Source organism: Shewanella frigidimarina NCIMB 400, from assembly GCF_000014705.1.
In the GTDB taxonomy this organism is placed as follows: Bacteria; Pseudomonadota; Gammaproteobacteria; order Enterobacterales; family Shewanellaceae; genus Shewanella; species Shewanella frigidimarina.
In genome coordinates, this window is sequence record NC_008345.1 from 4,826,468 (window position 1) to 4,845,257 (window position 18,790).

21 protein-coding genes are annotated in these 18,790 nt (G+C 41.0%); 1 reads left to right on the top strand and 20 read right to left on the bottom strand.

Going from position 1 to position 18,790, the window contains the following annotated elements; genetic code table 11:
- Positions 1 to 9 precede the first annotated feature (9 nt).
- The 14 genes from atpG to SFRI_RS20875 all read right to left on the bottom strand — a co-directional run bounded on the left by atpG (position 10) and on the right by SFRI_RS20875 (position 12,880).
- On the bottom strand, positions 10 to 870 hold the full coding sequence (gene atpG / locus SFRI_RS20810; protein WP_011639451.1) for a F0F1 ATP synthase subunit gamma: 861 nt from the start codon (positions 868 to 870) through the stop codon (positions 10 to 12).
- Positions 871 to 923: 53 nt separating this feature from the next.
- The gene (atpA, locus tag SFRI_RS20815; RefSeq protein WP_011639452.1) at positions 924 to 2,465 is read right to left on the bottom strand and encodes a F0F1 ATP synthase subunit alpha; all 1,542 of its coding nucleotides are present in this window, start codon (positions 2,463 to 2,465) and stop codon (positions 924 to 926) included.
- Between the two features lie 14 nt (positions 2,466 to 2,479).
- Positions 2,480 to 3,013, bottom strand: a complete 534-nt coding sequence (atpH, locus tag SFRI_RS20820) for a F0F1 ATP synthase subunit delta (protein WP_011639453.1) — start codon at positions 3,011 to 3,013, stop codon at positions 2,480 to 2,482.
- Positions 3,014 to 3,029: 16 nt separating this feature from the next.
- On the bottom strand, positions 3,030 to 3,500 hold the full coding sequence (gene atpF / locus SFRI_RS20825) for a F0F1 ATP synthase subunit B (RefSeq protein ID WP_011639454.1): 471 nt from the start codon (positions 3,498 to 3,500) through the stop codon (positions 3,030 to 3,032).
- Positions 3,501 to 3,537: 37 nt separating this feature from the next.
- Complete coding sequence (atpE, locus tag SFRI_RS20830) at positions 3,538 to 3,789, bottom strand: F0F1 ATP synthase subunit C (RefSeq protein WP_011639455.1); 252 nt, start codon at positions 3,787 to 3,789, stop codon at positions 3,538 to 3,540.
- A gap of 65 nt (positions 3,790 to 3,854) precedes the next feature.
- A complete protein-coding gene (gene atpB / locus SFRI_RS20835) occupies positions 3,855 to 4,649 on the bottom strand; it encodes a F0F1 ATP synthase subunit A (protein ID WP_011639456.1) in 795 nt (264 codons plus the stop codon).
- 12 nt (positions 4,650 to 4,661) lie between these two features.
- Positions 4,662 to 5,045, bottom strand: coding sequence for an ATP synthase subunit I (locus SFRI_RS20840; RefSeq protein WP_086019818.1), 384 nt, complete (start codon positions 5,043 to 5,045; stop codon positions 4,662 to 4,664).
- Between the two features lie 225 nt (positions 5,046 to 5,270).
- Positions 5,271 to 6,152, bottom strand: coding sequence for a ParB/RepB/Spo0J family partition protein (locus SFRI_RS20845; RefSeq protein ID WP_011639458.1), 882 nt, complete (start codon positions 6,150 to 6,152; stop codon positions 5,271 to 5,273).
- 9 nt (positions 6,153 to 6,161) lie between these two features.
- Entirely contained in the window at positions 6,162 to 6,950 is a 789-nt protein-coding gene (locus SFRI_RS20850; RefSeq protein ID WP_011639459.1) for a ParA family protein, read from the bottom strand.
- Positions 6,951 to 7,012: 62 nt separating this feature from the next.
- Positions 7,013 to 7,633 carry a 16S rRNA (guanine(527)-N(7))-methyltransferase RsmG gene (gene rsmG, locus SFRI_RS20855; RefSeq protein ID WP_041413262.1) on the bottom strand — a complete coding sequence of 207 codons (621 nt, stop codon included), beginning with the start codon at positions 7,631 to 7,633 and terminating at the stop codon, positions 7,013 to 7,015.
- A 112-nt stretch (positions 7,634 to 7,745) separates the two neighbouring features.
- Positions 7,746 to 9,635, bottom strand: coding sequence for a tRNA uridine-5-carboxymethylaminomethyl(34) synthesis enzyme MnmG (mnmG, locus tag SFRI_RS20860; protein WP_011639461.1), 1,890 nt, complete (start codon positions 9,633 to 9,635; stop codon positions 7,746 to 7,748).
- 471 nt (positions 9,636 to 10,106) lie between these two features.
- Positions 10,107 to 10,547 (bottom strand): FMN-binding protein MioC, encoded by a 441-nt coding sequence (gene mioC, locus SFRI_RS20865; protein WP_011639462.1) that lies wholly within the window; start codon positions 10,545 to 10,547, stop codon positions 10,107 to 10,109.
- A gap of 283 nt (positions 10,548 to 10,830) precedes the next feature.
- A complete protein-coding gene (fghA, locus tag SFRI_RS20870; RefSeq protein WP_011639463.1) occupies positions 10,831 to 11,676 on the bottom strand; it encodes an S-formylglutathione hydrolase in 846 nt (281 codons plus the stop codon).
- Between the two features lie 73 nt (positions 11,677 to 11,749).
- Positions 11,750 to 12,880 carry an S-(hydroxymethyl)glutathione dehydrogenase/class III alcohol dehydrogenase gene (locus SFRI_RS20875; RefSeq protein WP_011639464.1) on the bottom strand — a complete coding sequence of 377 codons (1,131 nt, stop codon included), beginning with the start codon at positions 12,878 to 12,880 and terminating at the stop codon, positions 11,750 to 11,752.
- Between the two features lie 141 nt (positions 12,881 to 13,021).
- Here SFRI_RS20875 and SFRI_RS20880 point away from each other — a divergent pair, with 141 nt between their 5' ends.
- Complete coding sequence (locus SFRI_RS20880) at positions 13,022 to 13,888, top strand: LysR substrate-binding domain-containing protein (protein ID WP_011639465.1); 867 nt, start codon at positions 13,022 to 13,024, stop codon at positions 13,886 to 13,888.
- 51 nt (positions 13,889 to 13,939) lie between these two features.
- Here SFRI_RS20880 and SFRI_RS20885 read toward each other — a convergent pair whose 3' ends face one another.
- From SFRI_RS20885 to rpmH, 6 genes are all read right to left on the bottom strand, one after another.
- Positions 13,940 to 14,554 (bottom strand): 3'-5' exonuclease, encoded by a 615-nt coding sequence (locus SFRI_RS20885; protein WP_011639466.1) that lies wholly within the window; start codon positions 14,552 to 14,554, stop codon positions 13,940 to 13,942.
- Between the two features lie 10 nt (positions 14,555 to 14,564).
- Positions 14,565 to 15,926 (bottom strand): tRNA uridine-5-carboxymethylaminomethyl(34) synthesis GTPase MnmE, encoded by a 1,362-nt coding sequence (gene mnmE, locus SFRI_RS20890; RefSeq protein WP_011639467.1) that lies wholly within the window; start codon positions 15,924 to 15,926, stop codon positions 14,565 to 14,567.
- A gap of 81 nt (positions 15,927 to 16,007) precedes the next feature.
- Positions 16,008 to 17,636 (bottom strand): membrane protein insertase YidC, encoded by a 1,629-nt coding sequence (yidC, locus tag SFRI_RS20895; protein WP_011639468.1) that lies wholly within the window; start codon positions 17,634 to 17,636, stop codon positions 16,008 to 16,010.
- 3 nt (positions 17,637 to 17,639) lie between these two features.
- Positions 17,640 to 17,894: a membrane protein insertion efficiency factor YidD gene (gene yidD, locus SFRI_RS21415; RefSeq protein WP_011639469.1), complete on the bottom strand. Its 255-nt coding sequence runs from the start codon at positions 17,892 to 17,894 to the stop codon at positions 17,640 to 17,642.
- Positions 17,861 to 18,217, bottom strand: coding sequence for a ribonuclease P protein component (rnpA, locus tag SFRI_RS20900; RefSeq protein ID WP_011639470.1), 357 nt, complete (start codon positions 18,215 to 18,217; stop codon positions 17,861 to 17,863). Before rnpA ends, yidD begins: the two co-directional genes overlap by 34 nt.
- Before the next feature lie 12 nt (positions 18,218 to 18,229).
- A complete protein-coding gene (gene rpmH / locus SFRI_RS20905) occupies positions 18,230 to 18,367 on the bottom strand; it encodes a 50S ribosomal protein L34 (RefSeq protein ID WP_006083827.1) in 138 nt (45 codons plus the stop codon).
- Positions 18,368 to 18,790 lie beyond the last annotated feature (423 nt).

Here is an 18,790-nt window from a genome sequence, read left to right on the forward strand (position 1 = left end):
TACCTAAACCTAAACCGCTGCAGCGCCTGATACAATTTCCGACAGTTCTTGCGTAATCGCAGCCTGACGGGCCTTGTTATAGACGAGTTGCAAATCATCGATCATTTCGCCAGCGTTGTCTGTTGCCGCCTTCATAGCTACCATACGGGCAGCTTGTTCAGAGGCAATATTCTCAACAACACCTTGATATACTTGTGACTCTACATAACGAGTTAACAATAGGTCCAAAACCTCTTTTGGATCTGGCTCGTAAATATAATCCCAAGGATAACTAGCTACTTCTTCATCTGACTTAGGTAAAGGTAGCAGCTGTTCGATCACCGGAGTCTGGGTCATTGTATTAACAAATTTGTTAAACACAATGTACAGACGATCCAATTTACCTTCGTTGTAAGCTTTTAACATGACACGTACAGTGCCAATCAAATCAGCAAGTTTTGGCGCATCGCCTAAACCTGATGCATGGGCGGAAACTTCACCACCAAAGCTTTTAAAAAACTGAACAGAACGGGCACCAATTGGGCAAAACTCAACGTCTGCACCCTGTTCTTTCCATTTTTTAACGTCTGACACAACCTTTTTAAAGAGGTTGACGTTCAAACCACCACAAAGGCCACGGTCGGTTGCTACAACAATGTAACCAACCCGCTTGGCATCTCTCACCTCTAAATAGGGGTGTTTATACTCGAGAGTACCTTGCGCTACGTGACCGATCACCTTACGCATATTTTCTGCATATGGACGGCTCGCTGCCATGCGTTCCTGCGCTCTGCGCATTTTGCTGGCGGCAACCATTTCCATAGCGGAAGTGATCTTCTGAGTATTTTTAACACTCGCGATCTTGGTTTTAATCTCTTTAGCGCTGGCCATCTCTACTCTCCAATCTGGGACCTGAGGTGCCTAATGACACCCCGTGTTCATTATTACCAGGTTTGGGTTTCAATGAACTTGTCCATGCCTGCCTTTAACTCACCTTCGATATCAGCGTTATAATCGCCAGTAGCATTGATGGTGTTCATTAGGTCAGTATGTTGACTGTTCATGTATGAAAGCAGAGAGGCCTCGAAGCGACCGATTTCATTTAAAGCAACACCTTTAAGGTAGCCTTTTTCAGCTGCGAAAATAGACACAGACTGGGCAGCAACGCTCATAGGAGCATATTGCTTTTGCTTCATTAATTCGGTTACACGCTCACCATGCTCAAGTTGAGCACGAGTTGCATCATCTAAATCAGACGCAAACTGTGAGAACGCAGCAAGCTCTCGATACTGTGCAAGTGCAGTACGAATACCACCAGACAGTTTCTTGATGATTTTAGTCTGCGCAGCACCACCAACACGAGAAACAGAAATACCTGGGTTAACTGCTGGACGTAGTCCTGAGTTAAACAAATCAGTTTCAAGGAAGATTTGACCATCTGTAATAGAAATTACGTTGGTCGGTACGAACGCTGATACATCACCAGCTTGGGTTTCAATAATAGGTAAAGCGGTTAACGAACCAGTTTGACCTGTTACTGCACCTTTAGTGAACTTTTCTACATAATTCACGTTTACGCGTGAAGCACGCTCTAATAAACGAGAGTGTAGATAAAAAACGTCACCTGGGTATGCTTCACGTCCTGGTGGACGCTTCAATAGTAATGAAATTTGACGATAAGCAACTGCTTGCTTAGACAAATCATCATATACGATTAAAGAATCTTCACCGCGGTCACGGAAGTATTCACCCATAGAACAACCAGAATATGGCGCTAAGTATTGCAGTGCAGCAGCTTCAGAAGCTGAAGCAACAACAACAATAGTGTTAGCTAATGCACCATGTTCTTCAAGCTTGCGTACTACGTTAGCGATGGTAGAAGCTTTCTGACCAATAGCTACATAGACACACTTAATGCCTGATTCTTTCTGGTTGATAATTGCATCGATTGCCATCGCTGTTTTACCAGTCTGACGGTCACCAATAATCAATTCACGTTGACCACGACCAATAGGGATCATGGCATCAACGGCTTTATAACCAGTTTGAATTGGTTGTGATACTGACTTACGTTCAATAACACCAGGGGCAATCACTTCAACAGGAGAGAAACCATCGTTGTCGATAGGTCCTTTTCCGTCAATAGGCTCACCTAGAGTGTTAACAACGCGGCCAAGTAGACCACGACCCACCGGTACTTCAAGAATACGACCAGTGGTTCTTACTTTATCGCCTTCTGCTAAATTAGCATAAGGCCCCATCACTACGGCGCCGACAGAATCACGTTCTAAATTCAACGCGATTGCAAAACAGCCACCAGGCAGTTCGATCATTTCACCTTGCATTACATCGGCTAGGCCGTTAATGCGAATGATGCCGTCACTTACTGCAACGATTGTACCTTCGTTGCGAGCTTCACTAACGACGTCGAACTGCTGGATCCGCTGCTTAATCAGATCGCTGATTTCAGTGGAATTCAGTTGCATGCTCAAACTCCCAATTACGACTGCAGCTTTTCAGACAAACGCGATAACTTACCGCTTACCGAGCCATCAATGACTAGGTCGCCTGATTTAATAATTACACCGCCAATAAGCGATGCGTCGATGCTGCAATTCAGCTTAACTTTGCGTGCGAGACGTTTCTCTAAAGAAACACTAATTTGCTGCTGTTGCTCAGAGCTTAGCTCAGTAGCAGAAACCACATCGGCTTCAACTTCTTTTGCCCACTCATTACGGTATTCAGCAAAAAGTAGCGATACTGTTGACAGTATCCCTAAACGACCGTTTTCAGCCATTACCTTTATCAGGTTTTGACCTTGCTCATTGACTTGCTCACCGCATACTTTTATAAACAGTGTGGCAAGTTGTGTACTCGCGAGAGTACCATTAAGCAGTGGCTTTATTGATTCGTTTTCACTTACCAATGAAGCGAAAGTTAACATTTCTGTCCAACTTTCTACTGCTTTATGCTCAACAGCAAAATCAAAAGCTGCCTTTGCGTAAGGGCGAGCGATGGTGCTTAATTCAGCCATAACTCAACTCCCTTAATCAAATTTCAGCAACAAGTTTATTAACAATGTCACTGTGGGCTTCTGGATCAATCGTACGTTCAAGAATTTTCTCTGCACCAGCGATAGCTAGTAGAGCAACTTGCTTACGCAAATCATCTTTCACGCGATTACGTTCGTTTTCAATTTCTGCTTGACCCTGAGCGATAATTTTAGCGCGCTCAGTTTGTGCTTCAACTTTAGCTTCTTCAACGATTTGAGCCTTACGCTTATTAGCTTGCTCAATAATTTCGTTGGCAGTTACTTTTGCTTCTTTAAGTTGCTCAGTAGCTTTAATTTGTGCTAACTCTAGATCTTTTGCTGCACGGCCGGCATCAGCCAGACCATCAGCAATTTTCTTCTGGCGTTCTTCGATGGCATTCATCAACGGAGGCCATACAAACTTCATGCAAAACCACACGAAGAGAATAAAGGCAACCGTCTGACCGAATAGGGTAGCGTTGAAATTCACAACAGCCTCCTAGTTAGATTAAAGACAGAAGCGTTAGTTAAAGCATTGCACCCAATGGGTTAGTAAATAGCATAAATAGCGCAATACCTACACCAATCATAGTTACGGCATCTAAAAGACCCGCTACGATGAACATTTTAACTTGTAACATAGGCGCCATTTCTGGCTGACGAGCTGCACCTTCTAAAAACTTCCCACCTAAAAGGCCGAAACCAATAGCTGTTCCTAATGCACCCATACCAATGAGTAGAGCAACAGCAATAGCCGTCATTCCTAATACAGTTTCCATATCTATCTCCAATATTCTAAATCGTTGTTATTAATGATTTAGGTCAAAAAAATTTTCGGTTACCCTTAATGATCTTCATGCGCCATGCTTAAATAAACAATGGTCAACATCATGAAAATAAATGCTTGTAAAGTAATAACTAAAATATGGAAAATTAACCAACCTAGTTGTAATCCTACACCTAGAGCAGATAACGCCACGTTAGAACCGTACATCAATGCAATAAGGATAAATATCAACTCACCAGCGTACAAGTTACCAAATAGTCGAAGAGCCAATGAAATCGGCTTCGCAACTAGAGTTACTGTTTCTAATAATAAGTTGACGGGTATCATTGCCCAATGGTTAAAAGGCTGAAATGTTAGTTCTTTAACAAAACCTGAAACACCTTTGACTTTAATGCTGTAATAAATAATCAGCACAAACACACCAAGAGCTAAGCTGAAGGTAATGTTAACGTCTGTAGTCGGAACAACTTTTAGGTATGGAACACCAGCTAATAAAGCCAATGAAGGTAACCAATCGACTGGGATCATATCCATGAAGTTCATCATGAAAATCCAGACGAAAATTGTCAGAGCTAAAGGCGCAATAACAGGATTGCGGCCGTGAAAAGTTTCTTTCACACTGCTATCAACGAACTCAACAATGATCTCGACAAAACATTGAAATTTGCCAGGAACGCCTGTGGTCGCTTTTTTGCCGGCACGGTAAAACAGCCATAAGAACAACATTCCAAGCCCAACCGAAAAGAGCAACGAATCAATGTTCCAAGTCCAAAATCCTTCACCAACGGTTAAATTGGTAAGGTGATGTTGGATATAGCTCTGCTGTGTCATTTCTTCACCAGTTGCAGACATGATTCATCCCACTTAACTTTGCTTGAAATATAAAGGTGCTATCCAATGTACAACTAACACTAATGAGTAACAGGTAAAAAGCGGCATAAATCCAACTTTTAGATTGATAAACACTAACGAAAATAATGCAATGGTTAATAGCATCTTTACCGCTTCCCCCCAGTAAAAGCTTTTAATCACTTTTGCTGCAGAGCTTGCCCCACTATGTGAGAAAGCTAGGGTTGCGAATACAAAATTAGGAAGTACAGCAATTACGCCACCTGCAAGTGCAGATAGGCCATACTGTGCTCCCCACATAACGAAAAATAGTGTTGAAATAATACTCGCGACTGCCGCTTGTACCAGCACTAATTTATAGGCTGCTAACCTGCCACGACGCGCTAAAACATTACCCAACTTCATATCTCCGCATTATTGCCTTTCGCGATCCTAATGTTAAATTTAATATATTAAACTAGCCTTAAGATTCAAAAAGCCTGCAAAGTATACCTTTTCGCGCTTTGTTTGCAACTTTGATGATAGTAAAACAACGATTTTACGCACGATTCAGCGCTAAATAATCAAAAACTAAAATTAGACCTATGTCACAAACTTACTAATGAAATTGGTTTGTTCCACATTTTAGCGAATTTTACTTAAAATTCCGTCTAATTCAGCGAGATTCTGGTAATTTATTACAATTTTGCCTTTACCTTTACTACCATGATTGATGGCAACCTTGGCACCGAGTCTTTCAATTAACTCTTGTTCTAAACGACTAACATCATGATCTTTAGCTGGTGTTTCGGCGTCTTTAGCCGGATTTAGGGCTTTATTAACTAATCGTTCAGTTTCTCGAACAGTCATTTCTTTTGAGGCTACTAATCGAGCTAAATTAGTCTGTTCATCGCCTTCTACCGCCAATAAAGCACGGGCATGACCCATGTCGATATCACCGTTTTCTAACAAACGTTTAACAGGTTCATTAAGGCTATTTAAACGCAATAAATTAGACACACTAACACGAGATTTACCAACAGCATCAGCCACTTGTTGATGTGTTAATTCAAATTCTTCTAATAATCGCTGTAAGGCAATGGCTTCTTCCATTGCATTTAAATCTTCTCGCTGAATATTCTCAATTAGCGCGATAGCGACTGCAGCGTCATCAGCCACTTGCTTTACAATACACGGGACTTTATCAAGTTTAGCTAGTTGAGCAGCACGCCAACGACGTTCACCGGCAATAATTTCATAATTAGTTGCAGAAATTTTACGTATAACAATAGGTTGTATAACACCTTGAGCACGAATTGATTCTGCTAGCTCTTCTAGTGCTTCCGGCGACATATCTTTACGTGGTTGATACTTACCTGGTTGCAACAAATCAAGATCAAGGTGAAGTAAGTCATTTAACGATGCAGATTGCTGCTCTTCTGCTTGATCATTTTTACGACTAGCAGTATTACTGTGGCTTAACAAGGCATCCAAGCCTTTACCTAAACCGCGTTTTTTTAAGGTCATTTTTGTATCCTACGCTTGTTTGGGTTGAGTTTGCTGTTCTGCACGACGGATTATTTCACCTGCTAGGGCTAAATAGGCTTTAGCTCCAGCACTTGATTTGTCGTAATACATGGCAGGTGCACCAAAACTAGGTGCTTCAGCTAAACGAACATTTCGCGGTATGACAGTGCGATACACTTTCTCACCAAAATGCTGTTTGAGTTGGTCTGATACATCATTAGATAAACGATTACGCGGATCATACATAGTCCGCAAAATGCCTTCTATACTTAATGTAGGGTTAACCATGGCGCCTAGCTTGGTAATGGTGTCAATTAACGCGGTTAAACCTTCTAGGGCATAATATTCACATTGCATTGGCACAAGCACTGAATCAGCAGCAGACATGGCATTTACAGTTAACATATTGAGAGATGGCGGGCAGTCGATAAAGATAAAGTCATAATCATCTTTGATCGGTGCTAATGCATTGCGTAAACGGATCTCACGCGCATAAAATTCCATTAATTTAATTTCAGCAGCAGTGACATCACCATTACCCGCGATCAAATCATATTTACCAATGGTATTTTTAATCACTATTTCGGCAAAGGGTTTTTCTTCGACTAATAATTCATAAGCGGTGTTTTCGACTTCATATTTATCGACACCACTGCCCATAGTCGCATTACCTTGAGGATCTAAATCGATCAACAACACTTTACGCTTTGTGGCGGCAAGTGATGCGGCTAAATTAACGCAAGTCGTTGTTTTTCCAACGCCACCTTTTTGGTTGGCTACGGCAATGATTTTACCCACAATGTCATCCTGTCTTAAAGTTATTGATGTCCGGTTAGCTTAATTAGCGAAAGAAATGCGAGTTATTGCTTAGCAATTTTTAATAAATGTCGCTGTTCATCTAACATTGGTACATGCAATACAATGGTTTCTACCAACGAAAATCCTGTTGGCATCTCTTGTAATTCTTGCTGATTTAACTGGCCTTTTAATGCATAAAAAGTGCCTTTCTCGGTCGGTAAATGATGACACCAACTGAGCATATCTTGAATTGATGCAAATGCTCGGCTTAACACACCATCAAATTTAATCTCTGGGATATAAGCTTCAACTCGACTTTCTACCGAAGTAATATTATTGATTTTTAATTCAAACTGAACCTGTTTTTGAAAACGGATTCGTTTACCTAAACTATCTAGCAATACAAACTGCTTATCTGGATTCATAATCGCTAATGGGATCCCTGGTAAACCGGGGCCAGTTCCTACATCGATAAAACGTTGTCCTTCAAGATAAGGAGAAACGGTCAAACTGTCCATAACATGACGGATTAACATTTGCTCAGGATCGCGAACAGCGGTGAGATTATAAGCCTTATTCCATTTATCAAGCATTTCAACAAAACCTATTAATTGTTTTTGTTGTAATTCAGTGGCCGACATATTCATTTCAGCTAAATAGGTTTTAAGTTGGGCAGATAACACAGAAAGCCTCGTAGGTTGCATGATAAAGACGGCAGTTATTATGAAGCCGTAAAAGCACTAAGGGAAGCCTTATGGCTTCCCTTGTGGTATTGAGTTGTAAAAATAACTAGATTTATGCGATTTTTCGCAATAAACCTCGTTTTTTCAAATGTACTAGCAAAATTGAGATAGCTGCAGGGGTAATACCTGAGATCCGTGATGCTTGTCCAACAGTGTCAGGTTTATGATTATTTAGTTTTGCGATCACTTCATTTGATAAACCTGGAACTTCCTGATAATCCAGATCAAGGGGCAATAATGAATTTTCATGACGGATCGCTTTATCAATTTCATCTTGCTGACGTTGAATATAACCAGAATACTTAACTTGAATTTGCACTTGTTCAGCAGCTTGCTGATCATCAAGTCCAGGACCAAAACCTTCTAATGACATTAGTTTTGCATAATCCATTTCAGGACGGCGTAGCAAATCTTCAAATGATGCTTCACGCGAAATAGGAGTGTTTAACTCTGGATTAAGTACACCTAATAAAGCAGAATTTGGGTGGACCCATTGACTGCGTAAGCGCTGAAGTTCTAATTCGATCGATTCTCTTTTGGCAATAAATGATTCCCAGCGTTTATCATCAACTAAGCCTAATTCACGGCCTTTCTCAGTTAATCGTAAATCGGCATTATCTTCACGTAGTAATAAACGGTATTCCGCACGACTGGTAAACATACGGTACGGTTCTTTTGTACCTAAGGTTGATAAGTCGTCAACTAAAACGCCTAAATAAGCTTCATCACGACGTGGGCACCAGGCCGTTTTTCCTTGAACTTGCAGTGATGCATTCATTCCAGCAAGTAAACCTTGAGCTCCGGCTTCTTCGTAACCAGTAGTACCGTTAATTTGGCCGGCGAAATAGAGTCCTTCGATGGCTTTAGTTTCTAATGAGTTCTTAAGATCGCGTGGATCAAAATAATCATATTCAATAGCATAGCCAGGACGCATAATTTCGGCGTTTTCCATGCCTTTAATTGAGCGGACTAAATTTAATTGAACATCAAACGGTAAACTGGTTGAGATACCATTTGGATAAATTTCATTAGTACTTAGTCCTTCAGGTTCAATAAATATCTGATGTGACGACTTGTCTGCAAAACGATGGATTTTATCTTCGATAGACGGGCAATAACGTGGTCCGATCCCTTCTATAACGCCTGAGTACATTGGGCTACGATCTAGTCCTCCACGAATAATGTCGTGGGTTTTCTCATTGGTATGAGTGATAAAACATGAAACCTGTCTTGGATGCTGACTAACATCACCAATAAATGACATTACTGGAAGTGGTGTGTCACCTTTTTGTTCGGTCATTTGTGTAAAATCAATGGTATTAGCATCAATACGTGGAGGTGTACCGGTTTTTAAACGGCCAACACGGATATTTAATTCACGTAAACGATTCGCTAATGCAATTGCTGGTGGATCGCCTGCACGGCCACCACTGTAATTTTGCATACCAATATGGATTTTACCGCTTAAGAATGTACCCGTTGTTAATACAATTGCAGGTGCTTCGAAAGCTAAACCCATTTGTGTTACTACACCAATAACTTTATCGTTTTCAACAACTAGGTCATCAACAGCCTGTTGGAAAATACGTAAATTAGGTTGGTTTTGTAAAATATGCTGGATTTTTTGACGATATAGCGCTCTGTCTGCTTGTGCACGTGTTGCACGAACGGCAGGGCCTTTGCTTGAATTTAATGTTCTAAATTGAATACCGGCAAAGTCAGTGGCTGTTGCCATTGCACCACCTAAGGCATCAATTTCTTTTACCAAATGGCCTTTACCAATCCCGCCAATAGCAGGATTACAAGACATTTGGCCAAGTGTGTCGATGTTATGGGTCAACAATAATGTTTTTGAGCCCATTCTTGCAGCTGCAAGTGCTGCTTCAGTTCCGGCATGACCACCACCAACAACAATTACATCAAACCGTTCATGAAAATGCATTATCTGACCTTTGATAGCTAAGAAAGTTAAATTCGAATTTAATCTGTTTTCGATTGGATCATTTTAGCACTTGCTTGTCTGAACGTGAACGATCATTTTTCACTGATTGATCAAGATGCGGTTTGCTTAATAGATCTTAAGATCTTTATATAGATCTTTTTATTATGTTTATTATTAGGATCGGACTTTTCTGTTGATAACTTTTATTTCTTTTTAAAATCAATATTTAAAGTCAAAACTAACCTGTGATCTGATCGCGATCAAACTCAAGATAACATGGGGATAGATCGGGTAGTTATCCACAAGGGTGATCATTGAGCAGATCGGACTGTGAATAGTACAGAGTTATGATCGCTAAAAATAATAGCTTATCCACAAACTTATACTAATAAGTAATATATTGTGGATAAGTATGATCTAATCTGTGAGTTGATCAGGGTTTATTCAGGATATGATCGGATCTATATAGGCTTAGATAAGATGCTGCCATTGTAATAACCACGCTAGAGCAGGTTCTTCAGGTATTGGATCTCGTTGCACATCTATTTGGATCTTATCCACAATAGCGTTAGATCCATTTTGTAAAAGTAGTGAGGTTATTTTTTCAGGTCCTTGGCAGAAAGTATCGTAACTAGAGTCGCCAATTGCACATAAAGCGAACTTGATATGGTTAAGATCGGGCATTTCGATCATTAATTGCTTATGAAACGGAACTATATTGTCGGGAAGATCGCCTGCTCCATGAGTAGAACATACAAGGATCCACACTGGAAAATCTGCTAATTCATCTATATTAGGCTCAATAAAGACCTCTGTTTGATGGGTTAACTCAGCAAGTTGAGCCGCCATTTCATCGGCAACATATTCTGAACCGCCTAATGTTGTGCCTACTAATAATGCTACTTTTGCCATCTTGACTCCAAATTATCTGTGTATTTCATTATTGCATACTTGTTTTGATCGCTGTGGGGCGATGCATTTGGCTATTTTACTCGTTCAATTGCGATTAATGTTGGCTTATTTGTGTTTATAAAAGGGGATAACTGTGTAAATAACTGTGCTTTAGGCGTTTTTAAGTGCTTTTATTTAGGCTTTGTTTATTGGTTAACATGAGTTTTTAATGTTTTTAGCATAAAAAAACGAGCCTTATAAGGCTCGTTGATATGGGGTTAATACTGCAGTATTACTTGGATAGTTAACTTAATGACAAATACTTTGCATGAAAACGCAGATGGTCTTCAATAAATGTCGCGATAAAATAATAGCTGTGGTCATAACCAGGCTGCATTCTTAGTTCAAGCGGATAACCTTTGTCTTTTGCTACTTTGACTAAGTCTTGTGGCTTTAATTGCTCGTTCAAAAAATTGTCATTACTGCCTTGGTCCACCAGCGCGGGCACAAATTGTTGGCTATTGGCCATTAACTCGCAGCTATCGTATTGTTTCCATTGTTGCTGGTCATCACCTAAGTAACCGCGGAATGCTTTGATGCCCCATGGGCTGTCCATTGGATGACAAATAGGACTGAATGCAGACAAGCTTTTATATTTATTAGGATTTTTTAATCCGATAGTTAACGCGCCATGTCCACCCATTGAGTGACCGCTAATACTACGTTGTTCTGTTACCGGAAAATGAGCTTCAATCAATGCAGGCAATTCGTTTACCACATAATCATACATTTGGTAATGCTGACTAAATGGTGGTTTAGTGGCATTTAGATAAAAGCCTGCGCCTAAACCAAAGTCATAAGCGCCGTCAGCATCATCTGCGACACTTTCACCTCGTGGGCTGGTATCGGGTGCGACAATAGCCATGCCTAGCTCTGCTGCTATTCGCTGTGCACCTGCTTTTTGCATAAAGTTTTCATCAGTACACGTAAGCCCTGACAACCAGTATAAAACCGGTACTTTTTGGCTTTCGGCTTGTGGTGGTAAGTAAATAGCAAACCGCATGGTGCAATTTAGCGCACTTGATTGATGACTGTATTGTTTATGCCAACCACCAAATACTTTGGTACTGCTGATACTTTCAATGGTCATTATGTGTCCTTATTTGTCAGACCGCAGTTAAGTTGTTTAACGCTTAACTGAGTCTGTCATGATAAATTAAGCGTTACTTGGCAAAGTGGATCACGCTGCGTATACTTTCACCTTTGTGCATTAAATCAAATGCATCGTTAATGCCTTCAATACCCATGGTGTGAGTAATAAAGTGGTCAAGTTTAAATTCGCCAGCTAGGTATTGCTCAACAATGCCCGGTAATTCACTGCGTCCTTTAACGCCACCAAATGCACTGCCGCGCCATACTCGACCAGTAACTAACTGAAATGGACGGGTTGAAATTTCTTGTCCAGCACCTGCTACACCAATAATGACTGACTCGCCCCAACCTTTATGACAGCATTCTAATGCACTGCGCATTACATTGACGTTACCAATACATTCAAATGAGAAATCGACACCACCATCGGTCATTTCTACAATCACTTCTTGAATCGGCTTATCAAAGTTTTTAGGGTTAATGCAGTCGGTTGCACCTAATTTTTTGGCAAGTTCGAATTTAGATTCATTAAGGTCAATACCAATAATTCGGCTGGCGCCAGCCATGGTGGCACCAATAATTGCTGATAGACCGATACCGCCTAAACCAAAAATAGCGACAGTATCACCTTTTTGAACTTTAGCTGTTTTCAATACAGCGCCCATGCCGGTGGTCACACCACAACCTAATAAACAGACTTCTTCTAATGGCGCATCTTTACTGACTTTGGCTAATGATATTTCCGGTAATACGGTGTACTCAGAAAATGTTGAACAGCCCATGTAGTGAAAAATTGGCTCACCATCTTTAAAGAAACGCGTGGTGCCGTCTGGCATTAACCCTTTGCCTTGAGTTTCACGTACTGCACTGCAAAGATTAGTTTTACCAGAAGTACAGAATTTACATACTCCACATTCTGCTGTGTATAACGGAATAACATGATCGCCGACTTGTACGCTAGTAACACCTTCACCGACCATGTGAACAATACCACCACCTTCATGACCAAGAATCGCCGGGAATACCCCTTCAGGATCATCACCTGAAAGCGTGAAAGCATCGGTATGACAAACGCCAGATGCCACAATACGCACCATGACTTCACCCGCTTTTGGGTACATGACGTCGACTTCTTCTACCGATAGTGGCTGGCCAGGTCCCCAAGCAATAGCGGCTTTTGATTTAATAAATTGTGCTGACATAAATGATTTCCTTAACATTAACGACCATGGTCAACATGGTTAAGAGGTATGACTACAGTGTAGTGTATTTAGTCATTGTATTTGTTTATCATAGAATGATAATTAGCTTATTTTGCAAATGACTTTTACGAGAATGTAATAATGATGAAGTGGGAAGGCATTTTTGAATTTGTGGCGGTGGCCGAAACGGACAGTTTTACTGTGGCTGGCAAGCGTTTGAGTATTTCTACCGCGCAAGTGAGTCGACAAATTAGTCAGCTTGAAAACCGTTTAAACACCAAATTATTTTATCGCACCACTCGTAAAGTATCGTTAACCGAAGAAGGTACGGTCTATTATCAGCATTGTCGCCAGGTATTAAACAGTCTTGATGAAGCAGAACGCGCTATTTCAAGTTTAAAAGATAAGCCACAAGGACTTATTAGAATTACTGCACCAGTGACTTACGGTGAAAAGTTTATCATGCCGATAGTGATTGATTTTATGCAGCAATATCCTGACATTGAAGTGATTTGTGAGCTGACTAATCAGCAACTTGACTTAGTGGATGGTGGTTATGATTTGGCGATTAGGTTAGGGCGGTTAACTAATTCTACTATGATGGCAAAGCGGCTTACGAGTCGAAGCCAATATGTGTGCGCAGCCCCGAGTTATATCGCTAAATACGGTACGCCTTATGCGTTATCGGAGTTAAGTCAGCATAATTGTTTAATCGGCAGTCAGTCACATTGGCATTTTGTTGAGCAAGGTAAACCTAAGACGGTAAAAGTGCATGGGTCTTTAGCTTGTAGCAGTGGTTTGAGTTTATTGAATGCAGCTATATGTGGTTTGGGGATTGTGCAGTTACCAGGATATTACGTCAATGATGCTATAGCAGAGGGGCTGTTAGTGGTATTGCTTGCTCCTTTTCAACAACCTAAAGAAGGTATTTGGGCTTTGTATCCGCATAATCGCCATTTATCACCCAAAGTCAGATTGCTGGTCGATAAGTTATCGCAAGAGTTGTAACTATATGCTGTTTTTCTCGAACCAATGTTAACGATGGAAGTTAACAATACTCTAGCTCATAGTTCGCAAATAACGTGCAATTTGAGCTTTTGGAAGGCTGGATATTTTATTGATAATATCAATGGTAATAGCTTGTTTGGGCAGCTGTAGTTGTAATAGATCTATTTGATGTAACCATAAATGGCTGGTCATGGTGGCATCAGCCAAGGCCCGGTGAAACACGCCATCGTTAGGTAATTGGTGATGATCTACAAGCGTGCCAAGCTTATGGTTGGGGGCATCTTGGCTTATCCGCCTTGATAATAACAACGAGCAAGCAAATTGACCGCTGTAATGCAGTTTGCTATGGCTAAACTCGGCATCGAGAAACTTTTTATCAAAGCTGGCATTGTGTGCCACCAAATTAAAACCATCAATAAACTTAGCAAACTGCCCCATGACTTGTTTGGACGTTGGGGCATGTTTGAGCATATCGTTACTAATACCAGTATATTGCTCAATAAAGCTATTTACTCGCCGACCAGGATTAATCAATTCCTGAAAAGTATCGACTATTTGACCATTAACTAACTTAACCGCACCAATTTCTATAGCTCGGTCACCGTTATCTGGTGATAGTCCTGTGGTTTCAAAATCGAGTACCACAACTTGGTTAGCGAGTTTCATCAATTTACACCTATTTACCAATACAGAATGAGCCAAAAATCTTGCCCAATAGATCATCTGAGGTGAATTTACCGGTGATTTCAGATAAGGCCATTTGTGTCATGCGCAGTTCTTCTGCCAGTAACTCTCCAGCTAAATACACTTCAAGCTGTTCTTTGCCCAACTGTAAGTGATTTGCGGCAAGCTCGAGCGCTTCTAAATGACGGCGACGGGCAATAAAGCCACCCTCTAAGTTACTTTGGTAACCCATTAATGATTTAAGATGCTGTTTTAACTCATCAATACCTAAACCTGTTTTAGCTGATATCCGGTAAACACAACTGCCTTGTTCTTCGGTTTTATCTAAGGTTTCACCGGTTAAATCTGCTTTATTTCGTACTACGGTTACCCCTAGTTTTGCTGGTAAACGGTCGATAAAGTCGGGCCAAATTTCGTGAGGATTTACAGCATCGGTTGTGGTGCCATCGACCATAAACAAGACTCTATCGGCACTGGCTATTTCTGCCCATGCGCGTTCGATACCTATTTGTTCAACAGTATCGAGTGTGTCTCGTAACCCAGCCGTATCGATAATGTGCAGTGGCATACCGTCTAAGTGGATATGTTCACGAAGTACATCGCGAGTCGTTCCAGCAATTTCAGTCACAATGGCTGATTCTTTACCGGCTAATGCATTAAGTAAGCTTGATTTACCGGCATTAGGGCGGCCGGCAATCACAACTTTCATTCCTTCGCGGATGATTGAACCTTGCTTGGCGCTAGCTTGTACAGTGTCTAGTTTACTGATGATTTTATATAACGCGTTGGCAATTTTACCGTCGGATAGAAAGTCGACTTCCTCATCGGGGAAGTCAATCGCTGCTTCTACATATAAGCGCAGGTTGGTGACTTGGTCGACAAGCTCATGGACTTCTTTTGAAAATTCACCCTGTAGTGATTGCAAGGCACTTTTTGCTGCCTGTTCACTGGTAGCATCAATTAAGTCAGCAATCGCTTCTGCTTGAGTTAAGTCGAGTTTATCGTTCATAAAGGCTTGTTCGCTGAACTCACCTGGTCTAGCAATGCGAATACCGTCTATTTCCATTACACGCTTAATTAGCATGTCGAGCACGATTTGACCACCATGACCTTGCAGTTCTAGGACATCTTCGCCGGTAAATGAATTTGGTCCTTTAAAAAATAGCGCAATCCCTTGATCAATCACCTGACCGTCAGCATTGTTAAAGTCACAATATTCTGCGTAACGAGTTTTAGGCACATGGCCAATAATCGCTGTTGCTACATTAGTGGCTAAATCACCAGAAATACGAATGATGCCTACGCCACCTCTTCCAGGGGCGGTGGCTTGTGCCACAATAGTGTCTGTTGTCACGGTATTACCTATAAAATTGATAAAGGAAAAGGCGGCTAATCAGCCGCCTTTTTAATCAGTTATACAACATTGAGCTTAGGCTTATTTTATGCCATTTTTCTCAAGGCCAGCATAAATAATTTTCTGCTGTGTGATTGCAACTAAGTTACCCACTAACCAGTAAAGTACTAGACCAGCTGGGAACCATAAGAAGAATACGGTAAAGATAACTGGCATCCACTGCATCATTTTCACTTGCATTGGATCCATTGTTGGCGCTACCGGTTGCATTTTTTGCATCAAGAACATTGATAAGCCCATTAACAATGGCAATACATAGTATGGATCTTGAACTGATAAGTCAGTAATCCAAAGCATGAATGGCGCGTGGCGTAATTCATAGCTTTCTAGTAGTACCCAGTATAATGCGATGAAAATTGGCATCTGTAACAGAATAGGTAAGCAACCGCCCATAGGGTTTACTTTTTCTTTCTTATACAGTTCCATCATAGCTTGACCCATCTTTTGACGGTCATCACCAAAGCGTTCTTTCATCTCTGTCAATTTAGGCTGCAGATTACGCATTTTGGCCATAGAGGTATATTGCTTTTTAGTCAGCGGATATAGACCACCACGGACGGTGAGGGTGATCAAAATAATCGCTACACCCCAATTACCCACAAATGATTGATAGAACATCAATAACCAATGGATTGGAATGGCTAACCACCATAAGAAGCCGTAATCAACAACCAAGTTTAAGGTTTCAGAAATAGCTGAAAGCTCTTTTTGGTTTTTTGGACCAACATAAAACTGCGAGTTAATTTCTTGAGTCGCGCCAGGAGCAATATCATATACCGCACCACGGAAACCAATATTAGCCATTCCACCAGCACTCATACTTGAGAAAATGGTGTTTGAATCGGTTGCTGGCGGCACCCAAGCTGACACAAAGTAATGTTGTAGCATTGCAGCCCAACCACCGAGTGTTACTTTAGCAAGATTTTTGTCAGCCATATCGTCAAAGTTATATTTCTCATAACGAGTATCTTGAGCCGAGAAAGCACCACCACGGTAGGTTGGCATCATCATGCTGCTTTCAGATTCTTTAATCGTTTGCTTAATTTGACCATACATCTGCACTTGTAACGGTGCAGCTGAAGTATTGCTGATGCTGTAATCTACGCCGACATCATATTGACCACGGGTGAACGTAAAGCTTTTTACGTAGGTGACACCGTTGTCTGCTGTATAAGTAAATGGCACGGTTAATGTGTCTTTACCATCAGCTAAAGAATATGAATTGGTTTGAACACTATAAGCTGCTCTACCATTGGCACTACTATCAATACCATCACGACCAATAAGTCCGCTTTGGGCGATATAAGTGAAATTGTTCTTTTGCTCTAAAATGACAAATGGATCACTACTGTCAATTTCGCGTTTATGTTCCACTAATGCGGCATAAACTATGTCACCACCAATCGGGCTGATTTTAATATCAAGCTGATCAGTTTTAACGCTAATAAGGTTTTTATTTGCAGGTAATTCTACTGGTACTCCAGATATATCTGCTTCTGGAACGTCAGCACTGTGTTGTGAGGCGGCGTTAGTTTGAGTAACAGTTTGTGCTGTTGCTGGTTTTGGTGCTTTATCTGTTTGCCATTGTTGCCACATTAAAAAGCTGACAAACAGCAGACCGATTAGCAATATATTGCGTTGAGATTCCATAGCCTATTTATTACACCTGTCATTTTTAGGGGGGACGGGATCACTACCGCCGGGATGTAAAGGGTGACATTTTAATATGCGTTTCATTGCAAACCAACTACCTTTTACTGTTCCATGTGTTTTTATTGCTTCTATAGCATAATAAGAACAAGTTGGATTGAACCGACAACGCGGTCCCAATAAAGGGCTGATAAGAATTTGGTAACCACGGATAACCGTGGTTGCTAGCCATTGTAACGGCGACTGAGTTTGCGCCATAGCTTTTCTATTAATTTGTGTAGTTCTGCATTTTCCATTTCCATCACGCCATTTCTGACTAATACAACGATATCTATATCTGGGATGTCGTGTTGATGTAAACGAAAACTATCTCTTATCACACGTTTAATACGATTACGTTGGTTTGCACGTTTAACAAAACGTTTGGCCACAGTTAATCCTAAACGAGGATGTTGCTCTGAATTTGGAATTGCGAGCAGAGTTATTTCAGCAGAGGATGCTTTGATTGGATTGGAGAATACAGATTTAAATTGCGCGGGAGTTAACAAACGTAACTCCCGCGAAAAGGTATAGCTAGTCACCTAGTTATCTACTTACGCAGATAAACGAGCGCGACCTTTCGCACGACGACGTGCAAGGACCTTACGGCCGCCTACAGTAGCCATACGAGCGCGGAAGCCGTGAGAACGCTTGCGCTTCAGGTTGCTAGGTTGAAAAGTACGTTTACTCATGATGGCAATCCGTCTTTGTTAGTGAATTTACCTTATCTCCAAAATTAGAGGTAAGGGCAAAAAAGAGGCCGAATTGTAATCACTTTAAGTAGCCTCGTCAATAACGAAAGTACTTATATGACAAATTTCTGCCAATCTTTATTTGAAGCTACTATCGATTAAGCACCAGAAGATGTGGATAAGTCTGTGTACAGACACTATATCTTGTGGATCTTTCGTTGTTTCAGTAGATCAAAGAAATGCTATTATAGATCAAGGTGGATCGGTTAATAAAGCTGGATTTGCTTGAATTTTGCAATTAATGGATCGATTTTGATCTTCGTTGATCTCAGATATATACACAGAATGATCCCGCTGGGGATAATTCTTCTTTAAAGGATAGCGATCATTGTGATCTCCCTATAGAATACACCTCCTTTGATT

Excerpts from the sequence above, each read along its gene's own strand:
- atpG (WP_011639451.1), bottom strand. The coding sequence starts at position 870 with ATGGCCAGCGCTAAAGAGATTAAAACCAAGATCGCGAGTGTTAAAAAT.
- atpA (WP_011639452.1), bottom strand. The coding sequence starts at position 2,465 with ATGCAACTGAATTCCACTGAAATCAGCGATCTGATTAAGCAGCGGATC.
- atpH (WP_011639453.1), bottom strand. The coding sequence starts at position 3,013 with ATGGCTGAATTAAGCACCATCGCTCGCCCTTACGCAAAGGCAGCTTTT.
- atpE (WP_011639455.1), bottom strand. The coding sequence starts at position 3,789 with ATGGAAACTGTATTAGGAATGACGGCTATTGCTGTTGCTCTACTCATT.
- atpB (WP_011639456.1), bottom strand. The coding sequence starts at position 4,649 with ATGTCTGCAACTGGTGAAGAAATGACACAGCAGAGCTATATCCAACAT.
- SFRI_RS20845 (WP_011639458.1), bottom strand. The coding sequence starts at position 6,152 with ATGACCTTAAAAAAACGCGGTTTAGGTAAAGGCTTGGATGCCTTGTTA.
- mnmG (WP_011639461.1), bottom strand. The coding sequence starts at position 9,635 with ATGCATTTTCATGAACGGTTTGATGTAATTGTTGTTGGTGGTGGTCAT.
- mioC (WP_011639462.1), bottom strand. The coding sequence starts at position 10,547 with ATGGCAAAAGTAGCATTATTAGTAGGCACAACATTAGGCGGTTCAGAA.
- fghA (WP_011639463.1), bottom strand. The coding sequence starts at position 11,676 with ATGACCATTGAAAGTATCAGCAGTACCAAAGTATTTGGTGGTTGGCAT.
- SFRI_RS20875 (WP_011639464.1), bottom strand. The coding sequence starts at position 12,880 with ATGTCAGCACAATTTATTAAATCAAAAGCCGCTATTGCTTGGGGACCT.
- SFRI_RS20880 (WP_011639465.1), top strand. The coding sequence starts at position 13,022 with ATGATGAAGTGGGAAGGCATTTTTGAATTTGTGGCGGTGGCCGAAACG.
- SFRI_RS20885 (WP_011639466.1), bottom strand. The coding sequence starts at position 14,554 with ATGAAACTCGCTAACCAAGTTGTGGTACTCGATTTTGAAACCACAGGA.
- yidC (WP_011639468.1), bottom strand. The coding sequence starts at position 17,636 with ATGGAATCTCAACGCAATATATTGCTAATCGGTCTGCTGTTTGTCAGC.
- yidD (WP_011639469.1), bottom strand. The coding sequence starts at position 17,894 with ATGGCGCAAACTCAGTCGCCGTTACAATGGCTAGCAACCACGGTTATC.
- rpmH (WP_006083827.1), bottom strand. The coding sequence starts at position 18,367 with ATGAGTAAACGTACTTTTCAACCTAGCAACCTGAAGCGCAAGCGTTCT.